The organism is Microbacterium sp. LMI13-1-1.1 (assembly GCF_040815625.1).
Taxonomy (GTDB): domain Bacteria; phylum Actinomycetota; class Actinomycetes; order Actinomycetales; family Microbacteriaceae; genus Microbacterium; species Microbacterium forte.
In genome coordinates this window covers 105,208-124,919 of the sequence record NZ_JBFPNL010000001.1, presented here as the reverse complement: position 1 = coordinate 124,919, position 19,712 = coordinate 105,208, and the positions used below count along the sequence as shown (strand labels likewise).

Here is a 19,712-nt window from a genome sequence, read left to right as displayed (position 1 = left end):
GGATCGAGGGGGTTGACAGTCTCCCCGGTCTCATCAGATCGTGGCGCAGTGACGAAATCAGAGAGAGCACAGACGGACTTCGACGAGAACGCATCGGACGTGGTGATCGGGCCCGTCTCTGAATCGGATGCGGGCGAGGTGCTCACCCTTCAAAGGGCGGCGTTCGTCTCGGAGGCGCAGATCTACGGCAGCGCCGACATGCCTCCGCTGACCCAGACCCTGCCCGAAGTCGAGGCCGAGCTGCGGTCGAGCAGGGGGCTGACAGCCCGCCAGAACGGCCGTCTGGTGGGAGTGATCCGATTCGTCGAAGCCGACGGAGTGCTGCTGATCGGCCGGATAGCGATAGCCCCCGACATGCAGGGCGAGGGCATCGGACGCACGCTGCTCGACGCGGCCGAGCGTTCGTCGACGGCCCGTGAAGCCGAGCTCTTCACCGGCAGCCTGAGCGAGGCGAACATACGTCTCTACAAGGCGTGCGGCTATGAAGAGGCGGAGCGGGTGCCCCAGGGCGACGGAACCGAGCAGGTGTTCCTGAGAAAACCTCTGCATCAGGTGGGAGACCCCTCCGAACCGGGCGCGTCGGGTTGAATCGCCCCAGGGTGTGCGGAATCGTAGCCCGGACACGTCGCACCCGCGGCGTGACCGCAACCGGAAGGAGAGTCTCGTGCTCACCCTCACCGATAACGCCACCGCAATCGTGAACACCCTCGTCACCCGTCAGACCGACGCCACCGACGCAGGCCTTCGCATCCATTCCACGCCTACTGCCGGCCCGGACGGGGGCGCACGCCTAGCGGTCCTCGTGACCCCGGACCCCGAGCCCGACGACCGGGTGGTCGAGGTCGCCGGCACCCGACTCTTCCTCGACGAGGCCGCTGCCGCAGCGCTCGATGACAAGGTGCTCGACGCCGGTGTCGACGACGAAGGCTCTGTGTCCTTCGCGGTTCTCCCGCAGGTCGCCTGAACGACAGGATCACCGGATGCCGCGGCTCATCGAGCCGCGGCATCCGTGTACGTGTGGGGCGGCCGCGCATCCGCCTCGCGTAGGTTAGGTGGGGACCCGCGACCGTCGCGGATTCAGAGAGATCGTTCACCCGCATGAAGCTGGCATTGCTCCGTCGCTACGTCGTCGCCGCCGAGACGCTGCACTTCCCCCGAGCCGCCAAGCAGCTGGGCATCCCCCTGGCATCGCTCTACACCTCTCTCGACAAGCTCGAGGACGAGGTGGGACACACCCTGATCAATCGCGAAGGGACACCGAGGCTGACGAGCGTCGGCGAGCTGTTCCTCGTCGCGGCTCAGGCGACTGTGGCCGCTGCTCCCCCGCCCGCGCCGAAGACGGTGGGCCCGGCCGGCGGCAAGGCCAAGGCGTCGAAGGGCAAAGGCCGTGCGCCCGTCGTGAAGGGGCAGCCGAAGCCCTACAAGAAGCGTCAGGGGCGCTGAGCCTCAGACCTCGCTCACCTGGCCGTTCTCGACGCTCCATCGACGGTTCGTCTGCACGGCCTCCAGCATCCGCCGGTCGTGAGTCACGAGCAGCAGCGTGCCCGTGTACGACTCGAGCGCCTGCTCGAGCTGCTCGATGGCCGGCAGATCGAGGTGGTTCGTGGGTTCGTCGAGCACCAGCAGGTTGACTCCGCGCGCCTGCAGCAGCGCCAGCGCCGCCCGGGTGCGCTCGCCCGGAGACAGGGCGCCGACGGGGCGGGTGACGTGGTCGGCTCTGAGGCCGAATTTGGCCAGCAGGGTGCGCACCTCCGCCGATGTCAGCTCGGGAACGAGAGCCTCGAACGCGTCCGCGAGCGCCGCGTCACCGGTGAGCAAGGATCGGGCCTGATCGATCTCGCCGATCTGTACGCTGCTCCCGAGACTCGCCGTCCCCTCGACCGGCTCCTGCCGCCCGAGAAGAGCTCGCAGCAGCGTCGACTTGCCGGCACCGTTCGGGCCGGTGATGCCGATGCGGTCGCCGGCATCGATCTGCAGCGAAAGCGGCCCCATGGTGAAGGTCCCCTGCCGGAACACCGCACCGCTGAGCGTGGACACCACACTGCTCGATCGAGGCGCCGAACCGATCGTGAACTCCAGCTGCCACTCCTTGCGGGGCTCCTCGACCTCGTCGAGGCGCGCGATCCGGCTCTCCATCTGACGCACCTTCTGCGCCTGCTTCTCGCTCGACTCGGCTGACGCCTTGCGCTTGATCTTGTCGTTGTCCGGCGACTTCCTCATCGCGTTGCGCACACCCTGGCTCGACCACTCGCGCTGGGTGCGGGCACGCGAGACGAGGTCGGCCTTTTTGTCGGCGAACTCGTCGTACTTCTCCCGCAGGTGCCGGCGCACGACGGCTCGTTCTTCGATGAAGGCGTCGTAGCCGCCGCCGTAGAGGCGATTCGATCCCTGTGCGAGATCGAGCTCGAGCACACGAGTCACGCTGCGCGCCAGGAACTCGCGGTCGTGGCTGACGAGCACGACACCGCCACGGAGTCCGCGGACGAACGACTCGAGTCGATCGAGCCCATCGAGGTCGAGATCGTTGGTCGGCTCGTCGAGGAACACGATGTCGAAGCGCGACAGCAGCAACGCCGCGAGCCCGACGCGAGCAGCCTGACCACCCGACAGCCCCGTCATGAGCGCATCAGCCGCGACACCGCTGCCGCTCGGGAGCCCGAGGTCGGCGAGCACGGCAGGGATGCGGTCGTCGAGATCGGCCGCCCCGCTTGCGAGCCACCGGTCGAGCGCCTGAGAGTAGGTGTCGGCCGGGTCTGTGCCCGCCGGCGCGAGCGTCGGGTCTCCGAGCGCCGCCGCAGCCGCATCCATATCTCGCGTCGCCGCCGCGCACCCGGTGCGACGCGCGATGTACTCCGCGACCGTCTCACCTTCCACTCGCTCGTGCTCCTGTGGCAGCCACCCGACGAACGCGTCGGTGGGTGCGAGCGAGATCGACCCTCCCATCGGCGCGTCCACCCCGGCGAGAAGGCGGAGAAGCGTCGATTTGCCCGCTCCGTTCGCCCCGACGACGCCGATCACGTCGCCAGGAGCGACCGTCAGATCGAGCCCCTCGAAGAGGATGCGGTGGCCGTAGCCGCCTGCCAGGTTCTGGGCGACGAGGGTGGCGGTCATCAGACCATCATCTCAGGCGGCGAGGGAATCTCAGACTCGGGTCGGGTCGTCAGAGAACGACCTGATCGTGCGTCGCGATCCCGAACTCCTGCTCCGGATACCGCAGTCCCGAGAAGTACATGTTGGTGTGTGCGACGATCTGCTCGCCCGAGATCGGCACGCCGTCCCATTCGGTGTCGACCGTGGTGTGCGCGTCGCTCACGAGCGTGACGTCGTACCCCTCGGCTGCTGCGCGCTGCATGGTGGTGCGCACGCAGAAGTCGGACTGCGCGCCGGTGATCACCAGACGCGTCGCACCCAGCTCGTCGAGCGTCGCTCGCAGGGTCGTGTCGGCGAACGAGTCCCGGTATTCCTTGCGCACCAGGGGCTCGCCCTCTGCGCGATGCAGCGGAGCCGCCAGCTCCCATTCAGGCGTGCCCACGCCGACGGGGTCGTGATGCACCCAGACGACGGGCACGCCGGCTGCGCGAGCTCTTTCGACCAGGGCTGCGGCGCGGGAGAGCACCCCCTGTTCGTCGAAGCACCCGGGGGTCACTCCGGCCTGCAGATCGATCGCGAGGACGACGGTGCGGCCAGATGCTGCCATCGGAGTCAGTCCCAGTCCAGGTATTCCTCGATGATCACGCCGGTCTCGATCGGGTGGTGCATCGGGAACAGGTGGTCGCCCGCGATCGTCTTGATGCTCGACCGGTCAGGGATCGTCGCCTGCAGTGCTTCTGCGTTCGCTGCGGGGGTGTCGGTGTCTTCGGTCCCCTGCACGATGAGCACGGGGATCGCCGGTGCGACCGCGATGTCGACGTCCTCGACACCGAGCAGCAGCAGGCCGTTGGCCCGGTCGCTGTGCGCTGACACCAGCGCACGTGCGATCGTGCCGCCGAAGCCGTGACCGCCGACCCAGGTGTCTTCGATGCCCACGTGATCGATCACGGCGATGGCGTCCTCGACGCGCTCGTCGAGCGTCGCCTCGGACTCCGACCGGTGTCCGATCCGCAGCACGTGGAAGCCCGCCTCCTCGGCGAGGTAGTGCGCGGCGACGCCCAGAACGTCGGCGGCGAGCCCCTGCTCCTGGATCAGAACCAGCTTCACGGGGCCGTCTCCCTCGTCCACGAAGGGGATGGCGCGGCCCTCTGGATCGAAGATCTGGGTATCGGTCATGGGCGCGCGGCTCCTCGTTCGAGTGTCAGGGATCGACATCAAGCGTAGCCCGAGCAGGATGCGGAGATCGGCCCCGCGCGACGCCCCGCCGCCCAGGGGCATAGAGTCAGGGCAGGAGCTGACCCTGGTTCCCCGAAGATGGGAACCCGTTGTCCGACACGACACGCTCGTCCGCAGTTCGCACGTCACCCTCGACTTCGACCGCGACCCAGGGGCTTCTGACCCTCGGTGTGCTGGCGAACTCCTCGATGGAGAACGAGCGGCGCCTCCCCCTCCATCCCCGCCATCTCGACCGCATCGACGCAGACATTCGTGCTCGCATGATCGTCGAGCGCGGCTACGGCACCGACTTCCAGCTCGAGCCCGGCTACGTCGAAACCCGCGTGGGACGCGTCGCCGATCGCGCCGAGGTGCTCGCCTCCGCCGACGTCCTGCTGCTGCCCAAACCGCAGCTCGCAGACGTCGCCGAGCTCGCCGAGGGGCGGATCCTCTGGGGCTGGCCGCACTGCGTGCAGGATGCGGCCCTCACGCAGACCGCGATCGACAGCCGCCTCACACTGATCGCGTTCGAGGCCATGAACCACTGGACCTCACAGGGCGACATGAGTCTGCACGTCTTCCACAAGAACAACGAGCTGGCCGGTTACTGCTCGGTCATCCATGCTCTGAGCCTCGTCGGTTCGACCGGCGACTACGGGCCGCGACTTCGCGCCGTCGTCATCGGTTTCGGCGCGACGGCACGAGGTGCAGTGACCGCACTGAACGCGCACGGAGTCCACGACATCGAAGTCCTCACGCAGCGCGGGGCAGCGGCGGTGGGCTCCCCCATCCACAACTCTCATCTCACTCAGCTCAACACCGACGACGGGCCCACGCACCTCAGCACAGTCGAGACGGAGGACGGCCCCGTGCTCCTCCCCGATTTCCTGGCGACCTACGACATCGTCGTCAACTGCACCCTGCAGGACGTCGCAGCGCCGTTGACGTATCTGCGGACCGAGGACCTCGACCGATTCGCATCGGGCAGCCTGATCATCGACGTCTCCTGCGACGAGGGCATGGGCTTCGAATGGGCCATCCCGACGTCGTTCGAGGCGCCGATGTTCACGGTGGGTCAGGGCGTGAACTACTACGCCGTCGATCACAGCCCGTCATACCTGTGGAATTCCGCCACGTGGGACATCAGCGAAGCGCTGCTGCCCTTCCTCCGCACCGTGCTCTCGGGTCCCGAAGCATGGGCTGAGAACTCGACGCTCACACGCGCGATCGAGATCCGCCAGGGAGTGATCCAGAACCCCAGCATCCTGAGCTTCCAGGGCCGAGACGCCACATACCCGCACCCCCTCGTCGCGTAGCAAGGGTCCGAGCTTCGCAGACGGCGACGGCAGCCGCCGTCACCGGCCCGAGGCGAGATCAAGACGGTGCGCGTGGCCTTGCGCGACTACGCGTGCCAAGCACGCGCCACGGCCTCACCCCAGCCTCAGACGCCTTCTCACTCGGAGTGATCGCTGCGGTCTTCGAGGTCGGGTTCCGTCCGCAGCACATCGGCGATCTCCTCCTCCGGTCGCGGCGCGACGGTCTCGTCGAGTTCGAGTTCCGGGACCGACGGCTCGTCCGGGGCGGGTATGTGCACGTTGTGATCAGACACGGCGAAGTCCTTCGGTCGGCAACACGGCTAGCGTACGCCGCTAGATGTGCCGTTTCAGCCCGACGTGGGCAGTCTGATATCCGAGTCGGGTATAGAAGGCGCGAGTCCGATCCCGTGCTTCGTCTGTGGTCACCTGCGCCAGTCGCGCGCCCCGCGCGCGACCGAATTCGTGTGCCCACTCGAGCATCGCCGTGCCCAAGCCCCGTGACCGCTCCCCCGGCGCAACCCGCAGTCCCTCGATCTGCAATCGGGTCGAACCACCGCGCGAGAGGCCGGGGATGACGGTGAGTTGCATCGTGGCGACCATGTGGTCGGCACTGTCGCGGACAACCCCCAGATAGTGGGAACTGTCGCGAGCGACCGCGCTGAAGGCGGCTTCATATCGCTCGAGCTCGACGCTCTCACGGTCCGAGCCGAATTGATCATCGAGCAGCAGCGCAGCGATGGCCTCGATGTCATCGCGGCTCGCACGCTCGAGCCGGAAGGTCCGGTCGGCGACCTGCAGTCGCCCACGGACAGAGGACCGCGCGTCCGCCTGCAGTCTGGCCACAAGCAGGTCGAGCCACCCGCCGACGTTAGCGCGAGCCTCAGCGGTATCGGGATAGCGGCATCGCAGGTGCAGGCCCGACTCATCGAGGATGAACCACAGCATGACGCCGTCGGTGTCGGTCGCCGCGCTGACATACTGGGCGTCGAGCGCGACGGAGTCGATTCGCACAGGCAGCCTGCGCAGGTCCAGCCATGAGATCGCGAACATCCCAGGCGCTACGGGCATGCCACCCCACGGAGCGAGTACGTCGGCGAGCGGCCACGCACCGAGTTGCACCGCCTCTTTCACCGCGGCCGCCGCCGCGCGCGGCTCGGCGACGTCCGACTCGAGGACGGAGTTGGTGATGAACCAGCCGACCGAGTCATGCCACGTGTCCTCGAAGCGGCTGTGCACGGGAAACACGGCTCGAAGCGGGGTGCCCGCCAACTCGCGCGTCACCGCGGTCATCGCGACCACCGCGCGTGCGAGGGTCGAGACGCCGTCGTCACGCGCCTGCACGGCAAAGGCTGCGGCGTCGTCGACGTCGAACACATCGCGCACTTCCACGCGCTCACGATGCGGCTCGGGCGTGCCGAGCGGCAACGGGAACTGCGGCATCACACCGCCGCTGTCCTCGATGATGGCTTTCCATCGCTGACGAACGTGGTCCGGCGCAGCATCCCGATCGAGCAATGCTTGCGTGTGTTCGACGAACGCCGGCGCCGCCCCCGGCATCGGTGTCGCGCCTGCCCTCTCGGCGTCGAGCGCAGACAGCAGGTCGCGCGCGATCACCAGCATCGACCACATGTCGACGTGCGCGTGGTCCGCCGCGATCACGACCGTGAGCCCCGCAGCGGTCTCCAACACGCACAGGCGATGCGAAGGATGCTGGTACGGCGAACATGCCGCGTCGAGGATGTCCCGCAAGGCATCGTTGACAGCCTGGCCGGGGGCCACCTGATGCTCGACCCAGCTTCCGGGGCCGATCTCGATCTCGTGAAGCACGGGATCGCCGTCAGCACCGGGCGCGAATGCCGATCGCAGCGTGCCGTGGCGAGCGACGACAGCCAGCCAGGCATCGGCGATCGACTCGCGTCGAGTCGCTGCAGGCAGCCGGAAGGACAATGCCATCCACGAGCCGGATCGGTCGCCTGCTCCGACATGGAGTCGCTGATCGAATGACACGGGGATGCGTCGCCCGAGCCCAGACGCGCTCACGTCGTACCCCCAGAGCCGTCCGAACGGGAGGCGGAGGTGCGTGACGTTGGTCAGTCGCATGGGCAGTACCTTAGCGGCCCCAGATAACCTGAAAACTCCACGACTGCCCGAGCCGACGCGGTGAGTCCCCGATCGAGGAGCCCGATGCCCACTTTCGAGGTGCCCGGAGCCGAGCTGGCTGTGTCCTTGAGCGATGAAGGCGGACACCCGGTGGTCCAGCTGCACGGTCTCACGTCGAGCCGTGCCCGCGATCGAGTGCTCAATCTCGATCTGGGTCGAGGGCTCAGCGGAACACGACTGCTGCGATACGACGCACGCGGCCACGGCAGGTCGACGGGGCGAAAGGTCCCCGAGGACTACCGCTGGCACAACCTCGCCGAGGATCTTCTGCGATTGCTCGATCACTGGTTCCCGGGCGAACGCGTCCATGGAGTCGGCCCGTCCATGGGCGCCGCGACTCTCTTGCACGCCGCGTCGCTCGAGCCTGACCGCTTCACCGGGCTCACGCTCATGGTGCCGCCCACCGCGTGGGACACCAGACCCGATCAGGCCGCGAACTACCGAGCAGCGGCTGCGCTCATCGAGTCTGACGGTGTGGAAGCATTCCACGCCGCCACGCGGGTATCAGTTCCGCCCCCGGCCACCGTCGGCGCCCCGGAGACATGGCCCGACGTCGCCGACGCTCTGTTGCCGTCGTTGCTGCGCGGCGCGGCCCTCAGCGACCTTCCTGCCCCTGAGGCCGTCGCGCAGATCGATGTGCCGACGACGATCTTGGCGTGGGTCGATGATCCCGGCCACCCGTTGTCGACCGCCGAATTTCTCGCCGCACTGCTCCCGAATGCAACTCTTGCGGTCGCTCGCACCCCGGGAGATGTCGAAGCGTGGCCCGAGGTCTTGCGTCAGGACGTCGAGCGTCGCGGCTAGACCAGCTGTTCGCGCCGAGTGATACCTTCATGCGGTGAGGCCAGAGTTCCGGGATACCGCAAACGCGGCTTTCGTCGTGACCATCGTCGTGGACATGCCGATCACCAAGCTCCATGCGCTGGACGTCATCGCTTTCGCGTCGGACAGTGCCATCAGAGACGCACGCACCGCGTCCCCTCGGGTGCCGCTTTCGCCCGACGCCTGGGCGGAGGTGCAGATACCACGCTTCGCCGATCCGCCGCCGATCGCCGTCGACGTCTGCTCCGATGCGAGCTTCGACATCGCGCGGGCTGCCGCCGACCGCCTTGCGGAGGCATTGGTGCAGGTCGGCTGGACCGTGCGCGCTCTGCGTGGCGACGAGATCTGATTCGCGACGCGCGGCGTCGTACGAGCCGCCCTCAATCTCCTCAGCACTCGGGCCGGACCCCGCTCAGTTATTGAAGCGGAACTCCACGACGTCGCCGTCCTGCATGACGTAGTCCTTGCCCTCGAGGCGGGCCTTGCCCTTGGATCGGGCTTCGACGACGGAGCCGGTCTCGACGAGGTCGTCGAACGAGACGATCTCGGCCTTGATGAAGCCCTTCTCGAAGTCGGTGTGGATGACGCCGGCAGCCTGCGGCGCCTTGGATCCCTTGGGGATCGTCCACGCGCGAGCCTCTTTGGGGCCAGCGGTGAGGTAGGTCTGCAGACCGAGGGTGTCGAAGCCGATGCGGGCGAGCTGGTCGAGACCGGACTCGTCCTGGCCGGTCGACGCGAGCAGCTCTGCGGCATCCTCGGGGTCGAGGTCGATCAGCTCGGACTCGATCTTCGCGTCGAGGAAGATCGCCTTCGCCGGAGCGACCAGAGCGGCGAGCTCCGCCTTGCGGGCATCGTTCGTGAGCACGCCCTCGTCGACGTTGAAGACGAAGATGACCGGCTTGGCCGTGAGAAGCCCGAGCTCGCGGATCGGGGTCAGATCGATGCCGGCGACAGACAGCAGCACACCGCGCTCGAGGGCGTCCTTGGCCGCGTGGGCGGTCTCGAGGACGACGGGCTCGATCTTCTTGCCGCGCACCTCCTTCTCGTACCGCGTGATCGCCTTGTCGACGGTCTCGAGGTCGGCGAGCATGAGCTCGGCGTTGATGGTCTCCATGTCGGATGCCGGGTTGACCGCGCCGTCGACGTGCACGACATCGTCATCTGCGAAACCGCGCACGACCTGAGCGATCGCATCGGCCTCGCGGATGTTGGCGAGGAACTTGTTGCCGAGTCCCTCGCCCTCGCTGGCACCGCGCACGATACCGGCGATGTCGACGAACGACACCGCTGCGGGCAGGATGCGCTCGCTGCCGAAGATCTCGGCGAGCTTGTCGAGACGCGGATCGGGAAGATTCACCACCCCGACGTTCGGCTCGATCGTCGCGAACGGGTAGTTCGCCGCGAGCACGTCGTTCTTAGTGAGAGCGTTGAAAAGGGTGGACTTGCCGACATTGGGCAGGCCGACGATTCCGATAGTGAGAGCCACGGGGGTCGAGTCTACCTGGCGCAGATGCGCAGCCCCTCCGGGATGCCGGTCAGGCGCGCACGGCGCGGAACGCGTGCGTCACGTAGGGGAGGTCGATCGTCGACTCGTCCTCGAGCCCCAGCTCGTCGAACAGGTCGTCCATCTGTCGCGTGATCTCCGCGCGTTCGTCGGCGGGAGCGGTGATGAGGTAGCTGCGTGAGAGCGCCATCTGGTGCAGCTTCGTCCTGCTCATCGGGCGGGTCCACTCCCACTGCTGCTTGTCGACGTGCGTGAAGGGAGCCTCGATGCGCGGACCATCGGACCCGGGGCCGTTGACCATGCTCTCGGCCGGGCTGCTGTGCATGATGTCCGTCAGGCGACGAACCCACTCCACGCGCTCGTCGCGGATGTTCCAGATCAGCCCGAGGACTCCCCCGGTGCGGACGACTCGTCCGAGCTCGGCAGACGCGGCTGCCGGCTGCACCCAGTGCCACGCCTGACCGAGCACGACGGCGTCGAGGCTCGCGTCGGGCAACGGCATCCGCTCGGCGGTCCCTTGGAACGTGGGAACACCGGGAACGCTCAGACGCAGGGTCTCGAGCATGGTGGCGTCCGGGTCGACGGCCACGACCTCGGCGTCCGGCGCCTGAGCGAGCACGCGAGTGAGCTTGCCCGTGCCAGCGCCGACATCGGCGATGCGACGAGAACCGTGCGGCATCGGCTCGAGCATCCACGCGACCGCTTCGAAGGGATAGTCGGGTCTCCCGGCCTCGTAGTTCGCGGCTTCGGCGCCGAAGGATGTCGCTCGCTCGGTACTCATGTCGCCAGCCTACGGCGAGTCATCCGGGAGCGTCTCGGATGCCGGGAGAGAGTGGGGATGTGCCACTGGACTTCACCGCTATCGACTTCGAGACGGCGAATTCCAGCCCCGCCTCCGCCTGCTCCGTCGGCCTCGTGCGTGTGCGCGATGGCCGGATCGTCGCGACGGCCGGATGGCTGATCCGCCCGCCCGCCGGGCACGACGAGTTCCAGGAGTGGAACACGAAGATCCACGGCATCCGGGCGCACGATGTGCGGGACGCCGCGAGCTGGGCGGATCAGTTCGACCGCCTGTGCGCCTTCGCAGGTGCAGACGTGCTCGTGGCGCACAACGCGGGCTTCGACCTCAATGTGCTCCGCCGCGCGTCGGAGGCCACGGGTGGCGATTGCCCGCCGTATCGCTCGCTGTGCAGCCTGCAGGTGGCGCGCAAGACCTACGAGCTCGAGTCGTACCGTCTTCCGAAGGCCGCCGAGGCCGCCGGCTTCACCGGATTCTCGCACCATGATGCGCTCGCTGACGCGCTCGCCTGCGCGCACATCATCATCGATGCCGCCCGCCGGCACGGCGCGTCCGACGTCTTCTCCCTGGCCGATGCGCTCGCGCTGCGTGTGACCGATCCGGTCGTCGCCACTCCGGAGCGCGCGGTCGCCTGAGTCGCACCGGACGAATGTCCGTGGCCGAGCGCATCATGGAGCACATGGATGCTCTCACGCTCGTTCTCCTCCTGGCCGCGCTCGTGGCCGGCGTCGCAGTGGGCTGGTTCCTCCACGGCTCGCGCGGTGCGGCGGATCTCGCCCGCATCGAGGCGGAGCTCGCCGCCGCCCGAGACGATCGCGACCGGCAGTACGACCTGTATCGGGATGCCGTCGAGCACGCGCGACTCGAGCAGCGCGCCGAGGCGCAGCGTGTGCAGCAGCAGAATGCGGTGCTCACGGCGCTCGCCCCCGTTCGCGAGAGCCTGCAGCAGATGCAGCAGAAGGTCTCGGCCATCGAGCAGGAGAGGCATGCGCAGTTCGGTTCCCTCGCGGAGCAGCTCAGGCGCGCGCAGGAGTCCGACGAGGCGCTGCGATCGACCACCGAATCGCTCGCCGGGGCGCTGCGGTCGACAGCCACGCGCGGCGTCTGGGGCGAGACCCAGCTGCGCCGCGTCGTCGAGGCCGCAGGGCTGATCCGTCACGTCGACTTCGACCTGCAGTCGACCATCTCGTCAGACCGCGGCCAGGGCCGCCCCGACATGGTGATCCGCCTGGCCGGCGGCACGTCGATCGCGGTCGACGCGAAGGTGCCGCTCGACGCCTATCTCGAGGCCTCGGCGCTGCCGGTCGGCGATGCGCACGAGGCCCAGCGACGCGCGCACATGCAGAAGCATGTGAAGGCGGTGCGCGCACACATCGACGCACTCGCGAAGAAGGCCTACTGGTCGGGTCTCGACGCGAGCCCCGAGTTCGTCATCTGCTTCCTGCCGAGCGAGTCGCTCCTCGCGGCGGCCATCGACGAAGACCCGACGCTGCTGGACTACGCCTTCAGCAAGCGGGTGGCGCTCGCATCGCCCGTGAACCTGTGGGCGGTGCTCAAGACCGTCGCCTACAGCTGGACGCAGCAGGAAGTGTCGACCGAAGCACGAGCGCTGTTGAACCTGGGAACGCAGCTGTACGACCGGCTCGGGGTGCTCGCCGGTCATGCCGATGATCTTCGCCGCGCGCTCGAGCGCACGGTCGACAGCTACAACAGGTTCGCCGGCTCACTCGAGAGCCGGGTGCTCGTGACAGCTCGGCAGTTCCCGGGCATCAGCTCGTCGACACTCGACTCGGTCGCACCCGCGGTCACCGCGCAGACCCGACGCTTCACCGCGCCCGAGCTCATGATCGACTCGGAGAAGGAACTCGACTCGAACGTCGGCATCCGCAACGCCGACGGCGAGGCATCCGAGGAGCCGGGTTCACCGATTCAGGCCGACGTCGGAGACGTCCGCTCTCGTCTCGGCAACGGAGAGTCGGTGCAGACGGGCTCGGCCTTCGGAGCGATCGACCCCGAAGAGCCCCGGAACTGAGAAGTCAGGCGACGCCCGGCACGCCGCTGAGAAGAAGGATGACGAGACCGCTGGTCACGACGAAAGCGCCGATCATCCACCAGGAGCTGACTTCGTGCCCCTCATCGAGGCGCTTTCGGAACAGCACGTCAGCGCGACGAGCGGGGTCTGCGACAGCGGTCTTGACCACAGGCGGCGCCGGAGTCCCCGTCGGAAGAGGCACACCGGCCTCATCGACATTGATCCGCATGATGCGACCGGTGGGCGTCGTCACGATCTTGGTCGGCGCGGCCTTGGAACCATTCGTGTGCTGCGTTGTCATCGGTCTGCCCTCCTGTGCCTGCGGTGCCTGGCGGCTCCGTCGACGGCGACAAATCCAGTGACAATTGTGACACGGACGCGCGAGAAACCTCGGCTCGGCGCTGCGCACGGCGGTACCGGGTCGGTAACGATGACCGGTTCCGCTCAGATCTCAGAGATCAGAGCCACTTCGAGACGAGGTGCTCCGAGGCGATCCTCCGAAGGGTTCCCGACGCACCGCGCAGCACGACGCTCTCGGTGTAGATGTACCCGTGCTCACGGCGGACGCCGGCCACGAGCTGCCCATCCGTGACACCCGTGGCAACGAAGATCGTGTTGTCTCCGCGCACGAGGTCGTTGGCTTCATAGACCTTGTCCATGTCGAGTCCGGCATCGATGCCGCGCTGGCGCTCGTCGTCGTCGCGAGGCCAGAGTCTCCCCTGGATGTGCCCGCCGAGCGCCTTGATGGCACACGCCGTCACGATTCCCTCAGGGCTGCCTCCGACGCCCACGCACATGTCGGTGCGGGCGGCGTGCCTGGCCGCGTTGATGCCACCGGCGACGTCACCGTCGCTCATCAGTCGCGTGCCGGCCCCGGCATCCCGGATCTCCTGGATCAGCTGCTCATGACGCGGGCGGTTCAGCACCGATACGACGATCTCGTCCACCGGCTTTCCGAGGGCCCCCGCGAGCTTGCGGATGTTCTCACCGATCGGAAGACGGATGTCGACCACTCCGACGCCGGCGGGTCCCGTGACGAGCTTGTCCATGTAGAACACGGACGACGCGTCGAGCATCGAGCCCCGGTCGGAGACGGCGATGACGGAGAGCGCGTTCTGGCGCCCCGCGGCTGTCAGCGACGTGCCATCGATCGGGTCGACCGCGATGTCGCACTCGGGGCCAGTGCCTGTGCCGACCTCCTCGCCGTTGAAGAGCATCGGCGCGTTGTCCTTCTCGCCCTCGCCGATCACGACACGACCCTGGAAGGCGACGGTTCCGAGGAACGCACGCATGGCATCGACGGCTGCGCCGTCGGCCGCCTCCTTCGCGCCACGACCGATGAAGGGGACGGCACGGATGGCGGCTGCCTCAGTGGCCCGCACCAGCTCCATCGCGAGATTTCGATCGGGACGAAGGGGGCTCAGATCCGCTGTAAGACTAACCATGCGGTCAGCCTAACCATCGGGCGGGCGTGAAACGCCTGTTTTCGGTCAGGCGGCGACGAAGGAAGTGCGATTCTTAACGTGGGCGCAGGAGGAGGTGGTCGGCCGATCCGCTCCGACAGCATCCGACAGTCAGCCCCGATAGAGTGACTGCTGTCCCGGCTTCCCAAATCGCAGGAGTTCTCATGCCCGTCGCCACCCCGGATCAGTACGCCGAAATGCTCGACCGCGCGAAGGCCGGCGGCTTCGCGTACCCGGCTTTCAACGTCTCCAGCTCGCAGACGATCAACTCGGTCCTCCAGGGCCTGACCGAGGCAGGTTCCGACGGAATCATCCAGGTCACCACCGGTGGAGCGGACTACTTCGCCGGCCACACGGTCAAGGCACGCGCGACCGGCGCACTCGCCTTCGCCCGCTTCGCGACCGAGGTCGCGAAGAACTACCCGATCACCGTCGCGCTCCACACGGACCACTGCCCGAAGGATGCCCTCGCCGGCTTCGTCGAGCCGCTGATCTCCGCCTCTGAAGAAGAGGTCAAGGCCGGACGCAACCCGATCTTCCAGTCGCACATGTGGGACGGCTCGGCTGTCCCCCTGGCGGAGAACATCGAGATCGCCAAGGATCTCCTCCCCCGCATGAAGAACATCAACGCGATCCTCGAGGTCGAGATCGGCGTCGTCGGCGGCGAGGAAGACGGTGTCGCGCACGAGGGCTCCAACGACGCGCTCTACACGACCTTCGCGGACGTCGACCAGGCCGTGCAGGCTCTCGGCCTCGGCGAGCAGGGTCGCTACATCGCCGCTCTCACCTTCGGCAATGTCCACGGTGTGTACAAGCCCGGCGGAGTGAAGCTGCGCCCCGAACTCCTCGGCGAGATCCAGCAGCAGGTCGCCGCGAAGTACAACACCGGCCCGAAGCCGCTCGACCTCGTCTTCCACGGCGGCTCGGGCTCGACCGATGACGAGATCGCCCTCGCGGTGGCCAACGGCGTCATCAAGATGAACATCGACACCGACACGCAGTACGCGTACACCCGTGCGATCGCGGACTACATGTTCAAGAACTACGACGGCGTCCTGAAGGTCGACGGCGAGGTCGGCAACAAGAAGCAGTACGACCCGCGCGCCTGGGGCAAGATCGCCGAGACGGCCATGGCCGCTCGCGTGGTCGAGTCCACGCGTCAGCTCGGCTCGTACGGGCAGTCGAAGAGCTGATCCGTCCCGAATGACAGATGCCCCCGGCCGATCGGCCGGGGGCATCTGTCATTCAGACGGTCACTGGCCGGCTGTCCTCGCGACGAAGTCGATGAAGGCGGGATCGTTCATCAGCGGGATCGAGGCGCAGACGGACGCCACGAGCAGAGTGATCGCCGCGCCGGCGAGCGGCACCCACCAGGAGCGCTTGCCGGTGCGAAGCCGACGGATCGAGAAGAACGCGGTCAGCGACCAGCCGACCGCCAGGACGATCGCCGCGATCGTGCCCCAGGTCCTGCCCTGCGCGAAGTTCGTGAACTCTCCGTCCACACCGAGCACGCTCATCATCTGATTCATCGCCGTGGAGAAGTCGAGGTACGACAGGCCTGTCATGACGACGTTCACCAGGCCGTAGGCGAGCAGGGCGATCGTCACGAATCGGTCGACCGGACGCGGACGCGCGGGGGCCGAACCGGTCGGGGCGCTGCCAGTCTGAGCGGGCCGGCTCGAGGGTGCACCGACCTCGGCGGTCGGAACCTCGCCCAGCGGAGGCAGCCCGGCTGCCCTGCGCTGCTCGTCGAGGGTCGCGATTTCGCCGTACTGGGGCCGCTGGTCCGTCATCCCAGCATGCTAGTCCGATCGACTAGGAGGTGTTCCCAGGGAGCGTCTGAACCGCCCGCACATGATGGCGGCCCCGGAGGAGTGGGGACTCCTCGGGGCCGCGGACTCGGAACGCTGGGGACGTTCGTCATCCAAGTGGATCGAGGAACGCTGGGGACGTTCCACCACCAGTAGCGCCGATTGCACAGACGACTACTTCTCACATGTTATGGAAAGCGTGTGCCCGAGCACCAGTGGCACTTCTTCAGATAGTGAAGAGACGCAGGCGCTGTAAGCGGCGAGCGTCAGAACGACGTCGCGAGACGGGAGGCACTGCCGCCCAGCGCTTCTGCACCCAGCTGGAGCGACAACCGCCGTGCCACCAGTCGGAGCTTCTCGACGAGGCCGCGATCGAGCCGCGGATGGCCTACCGGAAGCGAGACGGCGAGCGACGCTCTGATGTTCGGAGCGGTCACCGGAACGGCGACACAGGCATTTCCGATCGCGTACTCCTCACAGTCCACGGCGAATCCGCGGGAACGCTCGAGCGCCGTCAGCAGAGCCTGTGGGTCCCGTATCGTGCGGGGCGTGAGCTGCTCCAGCGGGTGGCGCGAGAGATAGTCCATCCGCTCATCGCGACTCAGGTCTGCGAGGATCTGCTTGCCGAGCGCTGTCGCGTGCGCGCTCGAGTCGAGACTGACCGACAGGTCGATCCGCGGGCTGCGAGCAGCATCCACGATGTCGACGAGGTGCAGCTCACCATTCTCGTAGCGGGAGAGGTAGGCGGTGGCGCCCACCTCTTCGGTGGCGCGGCGCAGCGCCGCGCGGACATGGGCGAAGAACACCCCGCCCGCATCGGACCGCGACCGGAATGCGGGAAAGTTCTCGCCGAGGACCAGTCCGTCGGGCTCGCTCACGAGATACCCCTCATGCACCAGCGTCCGCACGAGGTTGTACGTCGTCCCGGGAGTGAGACCCGTTCGCGCCGCGAGACTCTTGACCGGCACGGGTCGTGGCGAGTTCGCCACGATGTCGACCAGCCGGAGCGCACGCTGAACCGAGCCGATCAGCGTCGGTGCCGCCTCAGTGGCGCCACTGTCACGCATTCCCACCGGAGGAACGACCTCCCAGCGCACGCGCATCGCGCTGGCCCGCGGCATCCTGCCGCAGTTCCTTCGGCAGCGAGAACATCAGGTCCTCTTCCGCCGTCTTGACCTCTTCGACGTCGCGGTAACCGGCTCCTTCGAGCGCCTCGAGCACCTCGTGCACGAGAACCTCCGGAACGGAGGCACCGCTGGTGACGCCCACCGTGGCGACGCCGTCGAGCCACTCCTGCTTGACCTCTTCGGCGTAGTCCACGCGATACGCGGCCTTCGCGCCGTACTCGAGTGCGACCTCGACCAGGCGCACCGAGTTCGACGAGTTCGACGAACCGACGACGATCACGAGGTCGGCGTTCGCCGCGACCTTCTTGATGGCGACCTGACGGTTCTGCGTCGCGTAGCAGATGTCATCGGACGGCGGGTTGTGCATCTCGGGGAACCGCGCACGCAGGCGATTCACCGTCTCCATGGTCTCGTCGACCGAGAGCGTGGTCTGCGAGAGCCAGACGACCTTCGAGGGATCCTTCACCTGCACGGTGTCGGCTTCGGCCGGCGAGTTCACGATGGTCACGTGCTCGGGGGCTTCACCCGCAGTGCCTTCGACCTCTTCGTGGCCCTCGTGGCCGATGAGCAGGATCTCGAAGTCGTCGCGGGCGAAGCGGACGGCCTCGCGGTGCACCTTCGTGACCAGAGGGCAGGTCGCGTCGATCGCATGGAGTCCGCGGTCGGATGCCGCCTCGACGACGGCAGGTGAGACGCCGTGCGCGCTGAAGACGACGTGCGCACCCTCGGGAACCTCGTCGACCTCCTCGACGAAGATCGCACCCTTGTCCTCGAGCTCGGTCACCACGTGGATGTTGTGCACGATCTGCTTGCGCACGTAGACAGGGGCGCCATAGCGCTCGAGCGCCTTCTCGACGGCGACCACGGCGCGGTCGACCCCGGCGCAGTATCCGCGCGGAGCGGCGAGCAGAACGCGCTTGTTCCCGACGACCGGGTTATCCTGAAGCCGCCCGGCCGCCCCACGTACTCGTGGAACGCGCGGAAGGGGCAGATGAACGGCAGTCGAGGTCACTCTTGAATTCTACCGTCGACAACCTGAGCAGGAGCGGGAAGGTGCACTGAGCGGATGACGGTCTTCGAAGCCTCGACGGGATCCGGCGAGACTCCCCCGGCGGATGCGGTCGCTCCGCGCGACTCATCGGCCGATGCTCCGACATCGGTCGCACGCCTCAACGCCACGATCCGCGACTTCGTGGCCCGGTGGAACACCGTGTGGGTGGAGGGCGAGATCACGTCCTGGAACGTCCGCGGCGGCAACATCTTCGCCCGTCTCAAGGACACCCGCTCGGATGCGCAGATCTCGATCCGGGTCTGGTCGAGTGTGCGCCCGCGGATCCCCGGTGACCTGGCAGTGGGCGATCATGTCGTGGCCGCGGTCAAGGCCGACTACTTCGTGAAGGCCGGCGACTTCAGCTTCGCCGTCTCCGCGATGAAGCACGTCGGTCTCGGCGACCAGCTCGAGAAGCTCGAGAAGCTCCGTCTGCAGCTGCGCCAGGAGGGACTGTTCGATCCGGCACGCAAGAAGCGCCTGCCCTTCCTCCCGCACGTGATCGGTCTGATCACCGGCGAGAAGTCCGATGCCGAAAAGGACGTGCACCGCAATGCGGAGCTCCGCTGGCCGCAGGTGCGGTTCCGCACCGAGTACGCCGCCGTGCAGGGCGACCGGTGCGTGCCGGAGACGCTCGCGGCGCTGGCGCGTCTCGACGCCGACGCCGATGTCGACGTCATCGTCATCGCCCGGGGCGGTGGCGACCCGCAGACGCTTCTCGGATTCAGCGACGAGCGTCTCGTGAGGGCCGTGGCGGCAGCATCCACGCCGATCGTCAGCGCGATCGGCCATGAGAACGATCACCCGCTGCTCGACGACGTCGCCGATCTGCGCGCCTCGACTCCCACGGATGCCGCGAAGCGCATCGTCCCCGACGTGAGCGAGCAGCGGGCGTTGATCGCGCAGCTGCGCTCGAGAGCGACGACGAGGCTCACGCAGCGGCTCTCGCACGACATCGCGCAGCTGGAGCAGTTGCGCTCGCGCCCCTCTCTGCGCTCTCCCGACCCGATCATCGAGTCGCGTTCCCAAGACGTGTGGCTGCTGCTCTCGCGCGGCCGCGACACGATCAGGCGCCAACACGATGCGGCCGGTCGCGCGACCAGCGAACTTCGGGCCTCGCTGAGGGCGCTCTCTCCTGCAGCCACTCTGTCGCGCGGCTACGCGATCGCCCACCTCGACGGCGGAGTGATCCTCCGAGACGCCGCGGACGCGCCGGCAGGCAGCGGCCTGACGATCACCGTCGACCGCGGCTCGATCGCGGCGCGCTCCGAAGGCGAGATCGAGGAAGCGCCGGTGCCTCGTTCCGGCTGAGGGTGTCGTGCGCA

The 19,712-nt window shown here is 67.6% G+C and carries 22 protein-coding genes; 10 read left to right on the top strand and 12 right to left on the bottom strand.

Annotated features, from left to right (window positions below):
- The first annotated feature begins 48 nt into the window (after nucleotides 1–48).
- From MRBLMI13_RS00605 to MRBLMI13_RS00595, 3 genes are all read left to right on the top strand, one after another.
- Nucleotides 49–588 (top strand): GNAT family N-acetyltransferase, encoded by a 540-nt coding sequence (locus tag MRBLMI13_RS00605; RefSeq protein WP_367821171.1) that lies wholly within the window; start codon nucleotides 49–51, stop codon nucleotides 586–588.
- Nucleotides 589–664: 76 nt separating this feature from the next.
- The gene (locus tag MRBLMI13_RS00600) at nucleotides 665–964 is read left to right on the top strand and encodes a Fe-S cluster assembly protein HesB (protein ID WP_367821173.1); all 300 of its coding nucleotides are present in this window, start codon (nucleotides 665–667) and stop codon (nucleotides 962–964) included.
- 134 nt (nucleotides 965–1,098) lie between these two features.
- Complete coding sequence (locus MRBLMI13_RS00595) at nucleotides 1,099–1,443, top strand: LysR family transcriptional regulator (protein WP_367821175.1); 345 nt, start codon at nucleotides 1,099–1,101, stop codon at nucleotides 1,441–1,443.
- A gap of 3 nt (nucleotides 1,444–1,446) precedes the next feature.
- Here MRBLMI13_RS00595 and MRBLMI13_RS00590 read toward each other — a convergent pair whose 3' ends face one another.
- Genes MRBLMI13_RS00590 through MRBLMI13_RS00580 form a run of 3 tightly spaced genes read right to left on the bottom strand, consistent with a single transcriptional unit; the run spans nucleotide 1,447 to nucleotide 4,266 of the window.
- On the bottom strand, nucleotides 1,447–3,111 hold the full coding sequence (locus MRBLMI13_RS00590) for an ABC-F family ATP-binding cassette domain-containing protein (protein WP_367821177.1): 1,665 nt from the start codon (nucleotides 3,109–3,111) through the stop codon (nucleotides 1,447–1,449).
- A gap of 49 nt (nucleotides 3,112–3,160) precedes the next feature.
- On the bottom strand, nucleotides 3,161–3,697 hold the full coding sequence (locus MRBLMI13_RS00585; RefSeq protein ID WP_367821179.1) for an isochorismatase family protein: 537 nt from the start codon (nucleotides 3,695–3,697) through the stop codon (nucleotides 3,161–3,163).
- A gap of 5 nt (nucleotides 3,698–3,702) precedes the next feature.
- Nucleotides 3,703–4,266, bottom strand: a complete 564-nt coding sequence (locus tag MRBLMI13_RS00580; protein WP_367821181.1) for an alpha/beta fold hydrolase — start codon at nucleotides 4,264–4,266, stop codon at nucleotides 3,703–3,705.
- Nucleotides 4,267–4,514: 248 nt separating this feature from the next.
- On the opposite strand from MRBLMI13_RS00580, the gene MRBLMI13_RS00575 reads away from it, so the two are divergent.
- The gene (locus MRBLMI13_RS00575) at nucleotides 4,515–5,621 is read left to right on the top strand and encodes a N(5)-(carboxyethyl)ornithine synthase (protein ID WP_367821348.1); all 1,107 of its coding nucleotides are present in this window, start codon (nucleotides 4,515–4,517) and stop codon (nucleotides 5,619–5,621) included.
- Nucleotides 5,622–5,758: 137 nt separating this feature from the next.
- Here the strand turns inward: MRBLMI13_RS00575 and MRBLMI13_RS00570 are convergent, their stop codons facing one another.
- Both MRBLMI13_RS00570 and MRBLMI13_RS00565 read right to left on the bottom strand, forming a co-directional pair.
- Entirely contained in the window at nucleotides 5,759–5,914 is a 156-nt protein-coding gene (locus MRBLMI13_RS00570) for a hypothetical protein (RefSeq protein ID WP_153302151.1), read from the bottom strand.
- Nucleotides 5,915–5,954: 40 nt separating this feature from the next.
- The gene (locus MRBLMI13_RS00565) at nucleotides 5,955–7,721 is read right to left on the bottom strand and encodes a GNAT family N-acetyltransferase (protein WP_311879464.1); all 1,767 of its coding nucleotides are present in this window, start codon (nucleotides 7,719–7,721) and stop codon (nucleotides 5,955–5,957) included.
- Nucleotides 7,722–7,805: 84 nt separating this feature from the next.
- On the opposite strand from MRBLMI13_RS00565, the gene MRBLMI13_RS00560 reads away from it, so the two are divergent.
- Both MRBLMI13_RS00560 and MRBLMI13_RS00555 read left to right on the top strand, forming a co-directional pair.
- Nucleotides 7,806–8,585, top strand: a complete 780-nt coding sequence (locus tag MRBLMI13_RS00560) for an alpha/beta fold hydrolase (RefSeq protein ID WP_367821184.1) — start codon at nucleotides 7,806–7,808, stop codon at nucleotides 8,583–8,585.
- A 76-nt stretch (nucleotides 8,586–8,661) separates the two neighbouring features.
- Nucleotides 8,662–8,952 (top strand): hypothetical protein, encoded by a 291-nt coding sequence (locus MRBLMI13_RS00555; protein ID WP_367821186.1) that lies wholly within the window; start codon nucleotides 8,662–8,664, stop codon nucleotides 8,950–8,952.
- 63 nt (nucleotides 8,953–9,015) lie between these two features.
- Here MRBLMI13_RS00555 and ychF read toward each other — a convergent pair whose 3' ends face one another.
- Together ychF and MRBLMI13_RS00545 are read right to left on the bottom strand one after the other, a co-directional pair.
- Entirely contained in the window at nucleotides 9,016–10,089 is a 1,074-nt protein-coding gene (gene ychF, locus MRBLMI13_RS00550) for a redox-regulated ATPase YchF (protein ID WP_042542040.1), read from the bottom strand.
- Between the two features lie 49 nt (nucleotides 10,090–10,138).
- Complete coding sequence (locus MRBLMI13_RS00545) at nucleotides 10,139–10,888, bottom strand: class I SAM-dependent methyltransferase (RefSeq protein ID WP_367821189.1); 750 nt, start codon at nucleotides 10,886–10,888, stop codon at nucleotides 10,139–10,141.
- A 59-nt stretch (nucleotides 10,889–10,947) separates the two neighbouring features.
- Here MRBLMI13_RS00545 and MRBLMI13_RS00540 point away from each other — a divergent pair, with 59 nt between their 5' ends.
- Entirely contained in the window at nucleotides 10,948–11,541 is a 594-nt protein-coding gene (locus MRBLMI13_RS00540; RefSeq protein WP_367821191.1) for an exonuclease domain-containing protein, read from the top strand.
- 44 nt (nucleotides 11,542–11,585) lie between these two features.
- Nucleotides 11,586–12,938, top strand: a complete 1,353-nt coding sequence (rmuC, locus tag MRBLMI13_RS00535) for a DNA recombination protein RmuC (protein WP_367821350.1) — start codon at nucleotides 11,586–11,588, stop codon at nucleotides 12,936–12,938.
- A 4-nt stretch (nucleotides 12,939–12,942) separates the two neighbouring features.
- On the opposite strand, the gene MRBLMI13_RS00530 is transcribed toward rmuC, so the two are convergent.
- Together MRBLMI13_RS00530 and glpX are read right to left on the bottom strand one after the other, a co-directional pair.
- Nucleotides 12,943–13,239, bottom strand: a complete 297-nt coding sequence (locus tag MRBLMI13_RS00530; protein ID WP_042542043.1) for a hypothetical protein — start codon at nucleotides 13,237–13,239, stop codon at nucleotides 12,943–12,945.
- Nucleotides 13,240–13,396: 157 nt separating this feature from the next.
- Nucleotides 13,397–14,383 carry a class II fructose-bisphosphatase gene (gene glpX, locus MRBLMI13_RS00525; RefSeq protein WP_042542044.1) on the bottom strand — a complete coding sequence of 329 codons (987 nt, stop codon included), beginning with the start codon at nucleotides 14,381–14,383 and terminating at the stop codon, nucleotides 13,397–13,399.
- A 182-nt stretch (nucleotides 14,384–14,565) separates the two neighbouring features.
- Between glpX and fbaA the strand changes: the two genes are divergently transcribed.
- Complete coding sequence (fbaA, locus tag MRBLMI13_RS00520) at nucleotides 14,566–15,594, top strand: class II fructose-bisphosphate aldolase (protein ID WP_042542045.1); 1,029 nt, start codon at nucleotides 14,566–14,568, stop codon at nucleotides 15,592–15,594.
- Between the two features lie 60 nt (nucleotides 15,595–15,654).
- Here the strand turns inward: fbaA and MRBLMI13_RS00515 are convergent, their stop codons facing one another.
- The 3 genes from MRBLMI13_RS00515 to MRBLMI13_RS00505 form a co-directional block, all read right to left on the bottom strand.
- Nucleotides 15,655–16,194, bottom strand: coding sequence for a DUF6264 family protein (locus tag MRBLMI13_RS00515; RefSeq protein WP_367821194.1), 540 nt, complete (start codon nucleotides 16,192–16,194; stop codon nucleotides 15,655–15,657).
- 284 nt (nucleotides 16,195–16,478) lie between these two features.
- Entirely contained in the window at nucleotides 16,479–17,279 is an 801-nt protein-coding gene (locus MRBLMI13_RS00510) for an IclR family transcriptional regulator (protein ID WP_367821196.1), read from the bottom strand.
- The gene (locus tag MRBLMI13_RS00505) at nucleotides 17,272–18,351 is read right to left on the bottom strand and encodes a 4-hydroxy-3-methylbut-2-enyl diphosphate reductase (RefSeq protein WP_197066103.1); all 1,080 of its coding nucleotides are present in this window, start codon (nucleotides 18,349–18,351) and stop codon (nucleotides 17,272–17,274) included. Before MRBLMI13_RS00505 ends, MRBLMI13_RS00510 begins: the two co-directional genes overlap by 8 nt.
- Nucleotides 18,352–18,405: 54 nt before the next feature.
- Between MRBLMI13_RS00505 and xseA the strand changes: the two genes are divergently transcribed.
- Nucleotides 18,406–19,698 carry an exodeoxyribonuclease VII large subunit gene (xseA, locus tag MRBLMI13_RS00500; protein ID WP_367821198.1) on the top strand — a complete coding sequence of 431 codons (1,293 nt, stop codon included), beginning with the start codon at nucleotides 18,406–18,408 and terminating at the stop codon, nucleotides 19,696–19,698.
- Nucleotides 19,699–19,712 lie beyond the last annotated feature (14 nt).

What these genes read in the sequence shown, in the direction of transcription:
- MRBLMI13_RS00595 (WP_367821175.1), top strand. Translation starts at nt 1,099, where the DNA reads ATGAAGCTGGCATTGCTCCGTCGCTACGTCGTCGCCGCCGAGACGCTG.
- MRBLMI13_RS00590 (WP_367821177.1), bottom strand. Translation starts at nt 3,111, where the DNA reads ATGACCGCCACCCTCGTCGCCCAGAACCTGGCAGGCGGCTACGGCCAC.
- MRBLMI13_RS00585 (WP_367821179.1), bottom strand. Translation starts at nt 3,697, where the DNA reads ATGGCAGCATCTGGCCGCACCGTCGTCCTCGCGATCGATCTGCAGGCC.
- MRBLMI13_RS00580 (WP_367821181.1), bottom strand. Translation starts at nt 4,266, where the DNA reads ATGACCGATACCCAGATCTTCGATCCAGAGGGCCGCGCCATCCCCTTC.
- MRBLMI13_RS00575 (WP_367821348.1), top strand. Translation starts at nt 4,515, where the DNA reads ATGGAGAACGAGCGGCGCCTCCCCCTCCATCCCCGCCATCTCGACCGC.
- MRBLMI13_RS00565 (WP_311879464.1), bottom strand. Translation starts at nt 7,721, where the DNA reads ATGCGACTGACCAACGTCACGCACCTCCGCCTCCCGTTCGGACGGCTC.
- MRBLMI13_RS00560 (WP_367821184.1), top strand. Translation starts at nt 7,806, where the DNA reads ATGCCCACTTTCGAGGTGCCCGGAGCCGAGCTGGCTGTGTCCTTGAGC.
- MRBLMI13_RS00545 (WP_367821189.1), bottom strand. Translation starts at nt 10,888, where the DNA reads ATGAGTACCGAGCGAGCGACATCCTTCGGCGCCGAAGCCGCGAACTAC.
- rmuC (WP_367821350.1), top strand. Translation starts at nt 11,586, where the DNA reads ATGGATGCTCTCACGCTCGTTCTCCTCCTGGCCGCGCTCGTGGCCGGC.
- MRBLMI13_RS00530 (WP_042542043.1), bottom strand. Translation starts at nt 13,239, where the DNA reads ATGACAACGCAGCACACGAATGGTTCCAAGGCCGCGCCGACCAAGATC.
- glpX (WP_042542044.1), bottom strand. Translation starts at nt 14,383, where the DNA reads ATGGTTAGTCTTACAGCGGATCTGAGCCCCCTTCGTCCCGATCGAAAT.
- fbaA (WP_042542045.1), top strand. Translation starts at nt 14,566, where the DNA reads ATGCCCGTCGCCACCCCGGATCAGTACGCCGAAATGCTCGACCGCGCG.
- MRBLMI13_RS00515 (WP_367821194.1), bottom strand. Translation starts at nt 16,194, where the DNA reads ATGACGGACCAGCGGCCCCAGTACGGCGAAATCGCGACCCTCGACGAG.
- MRBLMI13_RS00510 (WP_367821196.1), bottom strand. Translation starts at nt 17,279, where the DNA reads ATGCGTGACAGTGGCGCCACTGAGGCGGCACCGACGCTGATCGGCTCG.
- xseA (WP_367821198.1), top strand. Translation starts at nt 18,406, where the DNA reads ATGACGGTCTTCGAAGCCTCGACGGGATCCGGCGAGACTCCCCCGGCG.